Origin of the sequence: Dehalobacter sp. TeCB1 (assembly GCF_001707455.1) — a bacterium.
Lineage (GTDB): Bacteria > Bacillota > Desulfitobacteriia > Desulfitobacteriales > Syntrophobotulaceae > Dehalobacter > Dehalobacter restrictus.
The window spans coordinates 25,458-36,216 of the sequence record NZ_MCHF01000037.1; the positions used below are offsets into that span (position 1 = coordinate 25,458).

The window sequence follows — 10,759 nt, forward strand, 5'->3', positions numbered from 1 at the left end:
TTTCTGAAAGTTCTTATTCTTTGTGGTCTTTCTCCATCCGCTCGAGAACCATCTTGTACCCGTCGGCACCATAGTTTAAACAACGTTTGACCCTGCTGATGGTGGCAGAGCTTGCTCCGGTCATTTCAGCAATCCTGGAATAGGTCACATCTTCCTCCAGCATGCGGGCGACTTCCAGCCGCTGCGCGAGGGCCTTGATCTCCGCTACCGTAGCCAGATCCTCAAAGAAGCTGTAACATTCCTCTTTCGTTTTGAGCTTAAGGATCGCTTCAAAAAGAGAATCGGTCAGGGTATCCCTGATCCTTTCGTCACTTAACATGATTACTTACCTCCGGGGTTATCTCTTTTACACTTTAGTTTATTAAAGTATTTGCCCGGTGTCAAGTACAATATGAATAAATATCTTTAAATCGTGATTCCGTTTAAAAAGATTAATTAGAATTGGCTTGCAGGCCCGATATACTCAGGATATAATCTACTCAACGTCTTATTTTTTACCCAGAAACGAAAAAAATCGGTGGTTTATTTTACTGAAAAGAGTGAGTGAGCAAATGAGCAAATACTGGAGCAAAATTGCGGCTGGTCAGAGACCGTACGTACCGGGAGAACAGCCGAAAGACAGAAAATATATCAAGCTGAATACGAACGAATGCCCCTATCCGCCTTCGCCCTTAGTCCTCGAAGCAATCAAAGAAGCTGCGAATGAAAAACTGAAGTTATACCCCGATCCGAGCGGAGAGGACTTGCGCCAGACCGTAGCCGAATATTACGGCCTGAAGAAGGAGTGGGTATTTGTCGGAAACGGCTCCGATGAAATCCTGGCCTTTGCGTTTATGGCTTTTTTTGACCCGGGCAGCACGATCCTTTTCCCGGATGTTACCTATAGTTTCTACCCGGTCTATGCCAACCTGTTTCAACTGGACTACCGGCTGGTTCCGCTGCGGGAAGAATTTTCTTTATACCCGCCTGATTTCTACGATTCCGAGGGCGGCGTCATTTTTCCAAACCCCAATGCCCCTACCGGCAACTATGTAACGATGGAAATGATAGAAAAAATCCTTATCCGCAATCCAGATAAGGTGGTCATCGTTGATGAAGCTTATATCGATTTTGGCGGTGAAACTGCCATTCCGCTTATTGCGAAGTATCCGAATCTGCTGGTGATCCAGACCCTGTCCAAGTCCCGGTCTCTGGCAGGCTTAAGGGTAGGCTTTGCTTTAGGTCAGGATGGGCTGATGGAAGGCTTGAACCGGATCAAAAATTCCTTTAATTCTTATACGTTGGACCGCCTATCCATGGCCGGAGCAATCGCAGCCATAAGAGATGAGTCCTACTTTCAGGCCACGAGACAGAAAGTGATGCAAACCAGGGAAAGAATTGTTCCGATACTCAGGCAAATGGGCTGGCAAGTGATTCCTTCACAGGCGAATTTCATTTTCATATCCCACCCCGTGTTCAAAGCCGAAGGGGTCTTTACCGAACTCCGACAGCAGGGCATTCTGGTTAGGTACTTCCGCCAGCCCAAGATTGACAATTACCTGCGTGTCAGTATCGGCAGTGACGAGGAGATGGACAGCCTGCTCCAAGCACTTACTGAGATTAACCCATAACATTTGTTATGGCTCGGTACTAATCCCATGATTCCCAAACTTCAGAAGCATACCCTACTGTGGCCTGTCTGCCATTGCGTACGATCGGCGTCCGGTAGAGACTTGGATTGTTCAGCAGCAGCTCTTCCCTGACATTGGAACTGCTGATTTTGTTGAGGTTTAACCGGGAATAGTCTTTGCTTCCGGTATTAAACAGGTTGTTCAGACCAATCGCTGCTTTGATGCTCTGCAGTTCCCCTTTGCTTAATCCCTTTTGCTCCAGATCAATCAGCTGATATTGAATGCGGCGTTCTTTAAACCAGCGCTCCGCTTTTTTTGTATCAAAACACTTTTTAATCCCAAATATCTGTATGTTCATGAACTCTCCTTAACCTCCAGATCAGGCTTCAACCCGGTCTCTTCCGTTCTTTTTGGCTAAATAAAGCTTGTTGTCCATTTTTTGTATCAAAAATAAAGAATAACACGTAAAAACGAAGATGTCCAAATTTCTTGGACATCCCCGACTAAGCAAGCAATTTGCATCTATTTTTGGTTTTACCATCCAGCAGATTCAGCCGTAAGAATTAGAATATTACGCCAAGGGCAATTAAAATCAAAATTGCAATCGCAATAATTGCTACCCCATAATTGGGTACAGCCACTGGTCTGGCAACCGGCATGCTGCAGCAACAACCACCTTGTCTATACATTCTTTGGGCCTCCTTTCCGGGACACTTGTATTATTTCGTTATCCTAGAATACGATTCCCATTGCAATCAACAATAAAATGATTACAACAACAATAGCGATCCCACAAAGACATCCGCCGCCCATGCCTCCGCCATAAGCGCCTACAGCACCTTCAACTGCCATTTTTTTGCACCTCCTGCTATTCTATATTCGCTCTATTCTATTCATATTCCCATAATATGGTACTCTATTTTGCTCAAGAGGCAAAAATAAACCCTCCCGAGCAGTTTACTGCCAATAGGAGGGTATATTTTTAATTTCTTCATTACATTATAAAAATTTAAATTGTTATTTATTTTAAAATTTTTATCTTGTTTATCTTCGCGGAAATGCTCTCCTGGCCCTCGGTTCCTTTAGAACCTCAGCCCAGATCACGCCACGCATCACTTCCGAGGATGACAAACCGAAACCGAAGGCTTGTCTTTTTTGAGAAATTTGATCTCTCGGTATGATCTGCCTGTTGGTATAATCACTGCCTTCGGCTCCCCATGTTCCTTCCTGGTCTGCGGTTCCTTCATCGCCGCCGAGGCCTTCAATGCCCTGGGTGCCCTCGTTGGAAATATACCGATCATAGTCCGATCGTCCTTCTTCTCTCCATTTGTTTTCTGTTTTTTGGACGGTTTCAGCTTTCCGCGGAACTGAAGAAGCAGAAGTCGGAGGGGCAGCAGCCTTTTTCTTGACGGTTGATCCGTACGGTCCAGCCTGCAGCTCTCTCTCAGCCTTTTCCACAGATTCCCTAAGCTGTCTTTCCAGATCTTCGAAGAAATTTCCTTTTTTCTTTCTTTCCATCCGGGAAATGTCCCTGTCCATCTCGGTTGTCAGAGGTTCGGACAACGGCCTGTTGTCCTCCGGCCTAACAGGCCTGCGTTGCGGAGGCTTGTCTTTATTGGCAAAGAAGCTGTAAATTACAACCGCAATAATGATAAATGTTATGATATCCACTGAACATCACCTACTTCTTGGGTATCGTCGTTTCCGGTTCATCTCCTTTGGCTGTGACAGCGATATTATCCCGCATGCGGGTATCTGCAATCACGTTTTGCAGATTGTAATAATCCATAACGCCAAGGCGTCCCTCTTTTAAAGCTGATGCCAGTGCCAGTGGCACCTCCGCTTCCGCATCCACGACTTTTGCTCTCATTTCCTGAACGGACGCTTTCATTTCCTGTTCCCTGGCTACCGCCATCGCTCTGCGTTCCTCCGCTTTGGCTTGGGCAATCCTCTTGTCCGCTTCAGCCTGATCTGTTTGCAGCTGCGCTCCAATGTTTTTGCCGACATCGACATCGGCAATATCAATGGAGAGGATTTCAAAAGCTGTTCCGGAGTCCAACCCTTTATTCAAAACAGCCTGGGATATCATGTCCGGATTTTCGAGAACATTGGCATGGGAAGAGGAACTGCCGATACTTGTTACTATGCCCTCTCCGACGCGTGCAATAATCGTTTCTTCACCAGCTCCGCCAACCAGACGGTCAATGTTTGCCCGAACTGTGACTCTTGCTATGACTCTTAATTCAATCCCATTTTGTGCAACAGCAGAGACAGTGGGTGTTTGGATAACTTTCGGATTAACGGACATTTGCACCGCTTGCATAATATCACGTCCTGCCAAATCAATGGCTGCGGCTCTTTCAAATTTAAGCGGTATGGCCGCTCTTTCCGCAGCAATTAATGCGTTAACAACCTTGTCAACATTTCCTCCGGCAAGGTAATGGGCCTCAAGCTGTGCCGGGGTAAGTCCCAGACCAGCTTTATGTGCTTTAATCAATGGGTTCACAATCCTGATCGGTGCAACTCGCCTAAGTCTCATTCCGATCAGTGTGAATATGCCGATATTAACACCAGCTGCCAAAGCCGAAATCCAGAGACCGACCGGAATAAACGTAAACAGAACCATTAGAATAATCAGAACCAGCATAATCAGTATCACCGTTGTAACAAGTGCCGTTGTCATATGTTTATAACCTCCTATTCATTTTCTTCCCTACTCACAATGATTCTTGTGCCCTCAACCGCGATGACCTTTATCGCAGAATCTTTTGGGATGAAACTTCCATCTGTGACGACATCGACCCGTTCTCCTTCAATCTGCGCTGTGCCTGCCGGACGGAGCAGGGTCAGGGCTTTTCCTGTTTTCCCGAGATAGTGTTTATAATCTGTTTTGGGTGCTACGAAGCCTTCTTCGGTTCTCTGCTTTTCCCCCAAAGTTACCTTACGCCAGAGTTTTTTCAGCCGACCCGTTTTATACCCAATATAGATCAGCAGCCCTGCCATAATAAGTATGATCAGAAGATACACGACGCCCTCGGCGAACGAATCAGCCACTAAAAATACTCCACCGATCATCATCAAAAGCCCGATGATCCCTGAGACGCCAAAGCCTGGAATAATGAATATTTCCAGAATAACCAGAATGATTCCTACAATAATCAGGGAAAGAGAAATCCCGACAAAAACATCCAAATTCACATCCCCTTTCTTCACTTATTTTAGCATAATTTTACTTTTTGGGCTATTCCTTCTTCGTACTGTCACGTTAGATTCATGACTTCATTTGTAAAGACAATCGTTCTTCTAAACCTTACAATATCCGGCAATGATTAAATTCACCTTAGAGCTTATCCGATAACCTAAGATTCATTCTGCATATTAATGATCTGCATTAATCATTTGTCTGCATTAATCATATCTTAAGCTTACTGCTTATAATAATAGTCAGAGGTGATATAAATGCCTGATTTATTAAAATATCTTCTATATTCCATTTTTGCTTTAGGAATGATTTTCCTGGCAGTAATAGTTTCTTGGGTCTTTTTGCTTCTCCTGGGCATCGGGATTTCCACCCGCGTCATCTATCAGAAATTTTTCAGCAAGAAGAAAAAGACCATACTCGGGGCGAATGCCTTTCGCCAAGGGACGCGGAATAAAACTGCCAATGGCAGTCAGCGGGAATATATGACTGTGATTGATGCGGATAATACAGAGAACGAATATCGGATACCGAAGATATAACAACTTTAAGGAAACAGTGTAAAGGAAGAAGCCGATTAGCAGTTTAGATAAAAAGCTCTATGTCCGCTTCCAGGGCATCCTGCAGATAATCTTTCGCTGTCATGATTTTGACATCCGGAATCATTTCTTCAAGTGTAAAACCCATGATCTCAAGGGAAAGCTTGCATATGTAAAAGCTTACCCCCTTTTTTTGCGCTCCTTTCAGAAAAGCGGAAAGATTTGGTGCGTCCTGGTCTTCCATCATTTGTTTCAGCATGGCTTTTCCAATGCCAGCCATATTCATCCGAGAAAGCGGCAGGTCTTCCGGACCTTTCGGTGCCGTCATTCCTAACATTTTTTCATAAACTGTTTTGTCTTCCAAAGACATCTTCTCCGGATCGCGTATCAGGCACAGACCCCAAAAAGCGAAAAAGATACTGACTTTCATGTTGAGCTCGCGGGCCGAATTAGCCAGAATCAAGGCAGCCATCGCCTTGTCATAATCCCCGCTGAACAAAATCAGGCTGAGTTTCTTCTCTTTTTCCATGATAAGCACCACCATTTCTTAGATGTATGTTTTTATTGTCGGTAATGGTTCTTATCTTTATGCAGGCTTGACTGTCTTAGCTGTACATTTTCAAATATCGTCTTCTGTCTTTGGCAATTTCCTGCAATGCTTCCAGCAGCCTGCCAACTTCGTGAGGTTCATTGTATAAACCAAAACTGACTCTGACCATCCCGGGTCTATTTTCCGGAAGATGATCTGCAACTGCGCTTAAGATGGCTGGTTCGACTTTCATCAGCTTTTGGACGTAAGGATGTGCGCAGAAACACCCGCTCCTGACAGAAATTCCGGCTTCTCCGGCTAGTATATCCGCCAGTTTCTCATGATAAATGCCCTTCATATTAAAGGGGACAATCCCGACCCGTTCCTGACTTTGATCTTCTGCACAATATATGTCGATACAGTCTATTTTCTTTAATCCCTGAATCAGTTGAGATGTCAGGGTTTTTTCATGCTTGTACACATTTCGCATCCCGATTGCGCTCAGGGTTTTTATACTTGCGGCCAAGGCCAGCACGCCCATTAAGTTGGGCGTTCCGGCCTCATCTTTGGAAGGAGGATCATTCCAGATTACAAAATCACGGGTTACAGCTTTGACTGTTCCTCCGCCCTGATAATCGGGGCTTCCCTTCAGGAAAAAGTCTTTGGGGCCAATCAGAACGCCGGTCCCAAAAGGCGCATACATCTTATGTGCGGAGAAAACAAGAAAATCGATATGTTTGCTGGAAGCGGAGGGCTTCGTATCAAACGGCTGATGAGGAAGCAGCTGTGATCCGTCAACCATGACCTTTGCACCATATTTATGAGCCCATTCAGCAATTCGATGTACGGGATTGACATAACCTGTTACATTTGAAGCTCCGGCTACAGTTACCAGCTTGACCCGGCCTTTATATTTTTCCAGCTTTTCAATAAAATCGTTAAAGATTAGCCTTCCACATTCATCCACCTCAATATAATCGACCTCATACTTTTCCCGCCAGGGCAGGTCATTGGAATGATGCTCCATGGAAGTTGAAAGGATAACACTTTTTATGTATGGATCCACGTCCTGTGACAGCCTGAAGGCCACTTTATTGATAGCCTCTGTGGCATTCTTAACAAAGATCACCACATCCCTTTTGTGGTCTGCACCCACAAAATCCATCACTGTTTTCCTGGCACTTTCATATTTTTCCGAAGACAATTTGGACTTGTAGCCGGACCCCCTGTGAATTGACGAATAATACGGTGCAAAACTGCTGATTTCCTGGAGCACTGAAACAAAAGGCGGCGTCGTTGCTGCATTATCAAAATTGATTCCCCTGCAGTTTTTACCGTTTTTGAGCTCAACCTCCGCATCAATTCCGACAACCAGTTTACCATAATTCATTTTGGTAATAGCAATACTCATTTTCCTCTCCCCTATAACATAATAATCCCCTCATAGTTTATTGACCAAGGGAAAATTTGTTACTTCATTACGCGCAAACTCATTTTATATTCATGAATCAGCGTCGAGAACTGCTCATTATTGGCTTCCTGAGCCACTAGAACACCGCTTTTTCTTAGTAATCTTTGATGAACTTCTTCCCGGTTGACTAAGAATTGGAGCACTTTCTTTAGCGAAGTGTCCTCAGTCAGTGTGAGATGCCGCAGGTACAGTCTCTTCGCCCTGATTTCCGCTTCTTCATCGATTTTGAGCATCTCATTAATATCCGTACTTTTCTCAACATATTCCATATTCCAGGACTCCTGCCCGGAATTGGCAAGCGGCAAATCAGCAAGGCCAAGCTTTCTGACTACAGCTGCAATGATCTCCATATGCGCAAGCTCTTCCGAAGCAATCATACCCAAAAGATCACGAATATATGGATTGATCACATGCAGGCGCTGATACATATGACGTGTAAAAGCAGTAAATTCCCCGTCTTTCCCGCCGATATGTTCCAATAAGGTCCAGGCCAGCTTCTCATTTTTCTGCTCAACATAAACCGGATATAGTAAACGTTTCTGGTAACTAAACATCCCAATTCCTCCTGACGGCCATGGCAAATCATTCTTTAGCTTATTATATTGAAGATCCTTTCAACCGGTTCCGACCCATGCATTTTAAAAAGCCCTCACTTTTGTTCCCGTCGAGCATGTATCGGATGTATGCATATCTGGCCTCGTTGTATTCCTGAAATATTCTCCTGGCTTTCTCAGGAGCATGGTAGACCTTCCAGTAACCGGTCAGCAGAGGTTTTTTATCGGGGAAATAGATAAAATCTGCCACATCGTCCAGTGGGAAGCCCAGAAATAGTCCGATTTCGTGAGGGAAAGGCCCAATGATCCATTTTTGTTTTAAAGTCCGGATTGCCGTATCCTGATCCGTCTCCCCACAATAATCCAGTGATCTTAAGAAATGCTGGTTCTCAGGGATTTGAAGTATTGAAGATAATCTGTCTGCTGCATAAAATAATACGCTGACAGAAGCTTTATTCCTGACAATTTCCTGAACCATCACATAGGGGTAAAGCCTATCTTTGATTTGATCCCAGGCCTCCAGCGCATCTTTTTTGATGGCAGTGGTAAATGTAAGCAGCTCAGCCGGCTTGGATGCGATAAGCAGCGGTGCAAGATGATAGGTGATATTATCGAGCAGATATTGCCGAGTCTCCTGTTTTTTTCTTTGGCTGGTGTAAGTCGCAATGAAGTCCTGCATATCATCCTCCAAAAACAAATTTTCAATGGTACTAAATTTATTTTCCTAAATGCCAGAACGGATTATACAAAAAACCTGTTTCCTTATTTTTGTAAGGAAACAGGTTTTTTTCATATTGTTATTATATTTTCATACTGTGTTTGATCGCTTACTTTCTTCTTTCTTCATTTGAGCGCGAGTTTGTCCATCGCGGCCTGCATGATTTCAGCATCTCTGACTCTTAGAACGACCTGGGCCTGCTCGTTTTCCTTTTCCACAAAACCATACATATATTCAACGTTCACACCCTCGGCAACAAGCTTGTTCAGTTGTCCAGCCAGACCTCCCGGACTGTCGGGAACTTTTAGCACCCAGACCCGGGTGATCTTGACGACACAATTGCGCTCCCGGAGTTTCTCCGCAACTTCTTCCGGGTTCTCCACGATAATCCTGAGTACACCGTAATCTTTGGTGTCAGCAAGGGACAGCGCGCGGATATTGACTTGAAGGTCAGCTAAAGTATTCAGTGCGTCTGCCAGACGGCCCTGGGCATTTTCCAGAAAAATTGACAGTTGTAACATATGTTTTTCCCCCTTTATTTTTTTCATTTAGGAGAATTTAGCTTAATTGTTTTTCCTTGCGTTTATCAATTACACGCTTCGCTTTTCCTTCGCTGCGCGGGATACTCTTCGGCTCGACAAGACGCACCCTGGCCGCAATATTAAGGATCTCATGTATTTTAGTTTGAAGCCTTTGCTGGAGCTCTTCGAGTTCCCGGATCTCATCGTTGAAGCTTGCCGCATTCACCTCAATCTGCACTTCGAGGGTATCGAGATTACCCTCACGGTCCACAACAATCAGATAATGCGGTTCGATTCCGCCTACCGACAGGATCGCTTCTTCAATCTGGCTTGGGAAGACGTTGACACCGCGAATAATCAGCATATCATCGACTCTGGCCGACACTCTCTTCATCGTCCAGCCGGTGTGGCCGCAGGTACAGCTTCCATAGGTGATGCTGGTAATATCTTTCGTTCTATAGCGAAGTCCGGGGAAACCCATTTTGTTAAAGCTGGTAAGAACAAGTTCTCCTGTTTCTCCTTCTGGCAGAACATTTCCGTCTTTATCGAGAATTTCAGGGTAGAAGTTCTCATCGATATGCAGCCCTTCGCCCTTCAGGCACTCCAAAGAAACGCCGGGTCCCATCGTTTCACTCAATCCATAGATATCGAGCGCCCGAATACCAAGTCTGGCTTCAATCTCTGTCCTCATCTGTTCTGTCCAGGGCTCAGCGCCAAATATCCCGACCCTCAGCTTCAGGTCTTCTTTGGTCATACCCTCTTCCCCCAGACTGTCTGCCAGATAAAGTGCGTACGACGGAGTACAGCAAAGAACCGTACTTCCAAAGTCACGCATCAGCATCAGCTGACGCTGGGTGTTGCCGCCGGAGATCGGAATGACTAAAGCCCCAAGTTCTTCACATCCGTAATGCAGTCCCATACCGCCGGTAAACAAGCCATAGCCATAAGCGACCTGTACAACGTCGTTGGACGTAATGCCAGCCCTTCTGAGACCGTTGGCCACAATTTTGGCCCATAACTGAATATCTTCACGGGTATACCCTACAACGGTCGGTTTTCCCGTTGTCCCTGAGGAAGCATGGATTCTGACCATCTTTTCCAATGGCTCGGCAAATAATCCGAAAGGATAATTCTGGCGTAACGCTTCTTTATCCGTCAATGGTATCTTCCGAAAATCCTCCAGGGATTTGACATCACCGGGATAATAGATACCCACCTCAGCCAGTTTTTTCTTGTAGTAGGGAGCTTTTAAGACCTGTTCAACGGTCTTTCTTAAATGAAGTAACAACTCATTCTGAGTCATCCTACCATCCTCCTGCCTCAAACTTATTTTGAACGCTAACTGTTAACAATAGGTATATTATATATCAAGATAATCCATATTTGAATCTGTATTTTGAAATAGCGCTTTAATAAAAAATTGTACCTCAATTGACTTTGTAAATGCAACCTATACATTACTGGGTGATTGCATTTAAATCTTCAAACAGGATAGTGGCATTAAGTCTTACAATCGAAAGTCTCCTTTTTCTTCACTCCCCCATGGGGGAGTGATTGCATTTAGTCTGGCAATATTCCGACAAGAACTTTAGGATGTGTTCTGCGGGAATCTTTGAGT

General features: G+C 44.7%; 14 protein-coding genes. 2 read left to right on the forward strand and 12 right to left on the reverse strand.

Going from position 1 to position 10,759, the window contains the following annotated elements; all coding sequences use genetic code 11:
• Positions 1 to 13 precede the first annotated feature (13 nt).
• A complete protein-coding gene (locus A7D23_RS10065) occupies positions 14 to 319 on the reverse strand; it encodes a YerC/YecD family TrpR-related protein (RefSeq protein WP_019226648.1) in 306 nt (101 codons plus the stop codon).
• 232 nt (positions 320 to 551) lie between these two features.
• Between A7D23_RS10065 and hisC the strand changes: the two genes are divergently transcribed.
• Positions 552 to 1,610, forward strand: a complete 1,059-nt coding sequence (gene hisC, locus A7D23_RS10070) for a histidinol-phosphate transaminase (RefSeq protein WP_025206020.1) — start codon at positions 552 to 554, stop codon at positions 1,608 to 1,610.
• A 19-nt stretch (positions 1,611 to 1,629) separates the two neighbouring features.
• Here hisC and A7D23_RS10075 read toward each other — a convergent pair whose 3' ends face one another.
• The 5 genes from A7D23_RS10075 to A7D23_RS10090 form a co-directional block, all read right to left on the reverse strand.
• Entirely contained in the window at positions 1,630 to 1,968 is a 339-nt protein-coding gene (locus tag A7D23_RS10075; protein WP_019226646.1) for an arsenate reductase family protein, read from the reverse strand.
• Positions 1,969 to 2,173: 205 nt separating this feature from the next.
• On the reverse strand, positions 2,174 to 2,299 hold the full coding sequence (locus A7D23_RS16575; RefSeq protein WP_019226644.1) for a hypothetical protein: 126 nt from the start codon (positions 2,297 to 2,299) through the stop codon (positions 2,174 to 2,176).
• A 355-nt stretch (positions 2,300 to 2,654) separates the two neighbouring features.
• Positions 2,655 to 3,281 carry a hypothetical protein gene (locus tag A7D23_RS10080; protein WP_019226642.1) on the reverse strand — a complete coding sequence of 209 codons (627 nt, stop codon included), beginning with the start codon at positions 3,279 to 3,281 and terminating at the stop codon, positions 2,655 to 2,657.
• 10 nt (positions 3,282 to 3,291) lie between these two features.
• Positions 3,292 to 4,293: a flotillin-like protein FloA gene (gene floA, locus A7D23_RS10085; RefSeq protein WP_015043488.1), complete on the reverse strand. Its 1,002-nt coding sequence runs from the start codon at positions 4,291 to 4,293 to the stop codon at positions 3,292 to 3,294.
• 14 nt (positions 4,294 to 4,307) lie between these two features.
• Positions 4,308 to 4,802: an NfeD family protein gene (locus A7D23_RS10090; RefSeq protein WP_019226641.1), complete on the reverse strand. Its 495-nt coding sequence runs from the start codon at positions 4,800 to 4,802 to the stop codon at positions 4,308 to 4,310.
• 267 nt (positions 4,803 to 5,069) lie between these two features.
• On the opposite strand from A7D23_RS10090, the gene A7D23_RS10095 reads away from it, so the two are divergent.
• Positions 5,070 to 5,351 carry a hypothetical protein gene (locus tag A7D23_RS10095; RefSeq protein ID WP_019226640.1) on the forward strand — a complete coding sequence of 94 codons (282 nt, stop codon included), beginning with the start codon at positions 5,070 to 5,072 and terminating at the stop codon, positions 5,349 to 5,351.
• Positions 5,352 to 5,394: 43 nt separating this feature from the next.
• Here A7D23_RS10095 and A7D23_RS10100 read toward each other — a convergent pair whose 3' ends face one another.
• The 6 genes from A7D23_RS10100 to A7D23_RS10125 form a co-directional block, all read right to left on the reverse strand.
• The gene (locus A7D23_RS10100) at positions 5,395 to 5,877 is read right to left on the reverse strand and encodes a DsrE/DsrF/DrsH-like family protein (RefSeq protein WP_019226639.1); all 483 of its coding nucleotides are present in this window, start codon (positions 5,875 to 5,877) and stop codon (positions 5,395 to 5,397) included.
• Positions 5,878 to 5,953: 76 nt separating this feature from the next.
• On the reverse strand, positions 5,954 to 7,288 hold the full coding sequence (locus A7D23_RS10105; RefSeq protein WP_019226638.1) for an aminotransferase class V-fold PLP-dependent enzyme: 1,335 nt from the start codon (positions 7,286 to 7,288) through the stop codon (positions 5,954 to 5,956).
• 59 nt (positions 7,289 to 7,347) lie between these two features.
• Complete coding sequence (locus A7D23_RS10110; RefSeq protein WP_019226637.1) at positions 7,348 to 7,902, reverse strand: manganese catalase family protein; 555 nt, start codon at positions 7,900 to 7,902, stop codon at positions 7,348 to 7,350.
• A 43-nt stretch (positions 7,903 to 7,945) separates the two neighbouring features.
• Positions 7,946 to 8,581 (reverse strand): DUF3793 family protein, encoded by a 636-nt coding sequence (locus A7D23_RS10115; RefSeq protein ID WP_019226636.1) that lies wholly within the window; start codon positions 8,579 to 8,581, stop codon positions 7,946 to 7,948.
• Positions 8,582 to 8,745: 164 nt separating this feature from the next.
• Positions 8,746 to 9,141: an ACT domain-containing protein gene (locus A7D23_RS10120; RefSeq protein ID WP_019226635.1), complete on the reverse strand. Its 396-nt coding sequence runs from the start codon at positions 9,139 to 9,141 to the stop codon at positions 8,746 to 8,748.
• Between the two features lie 37 nt (positions 9,142 to 9,178).
• Positions 9,179 to 10,444, reverse strand: coding sequence for a phenylacetate--CoA ligase (locus A7D23_RS10125; protein ID WP_019226634.1), 1,266 nt, complete (start codon positions 10,442 to 10,444; stop codon positions 9,179 to 9,181).
• Positions 10,445 to 10,759: the final 315 nt, after the last annotated feature.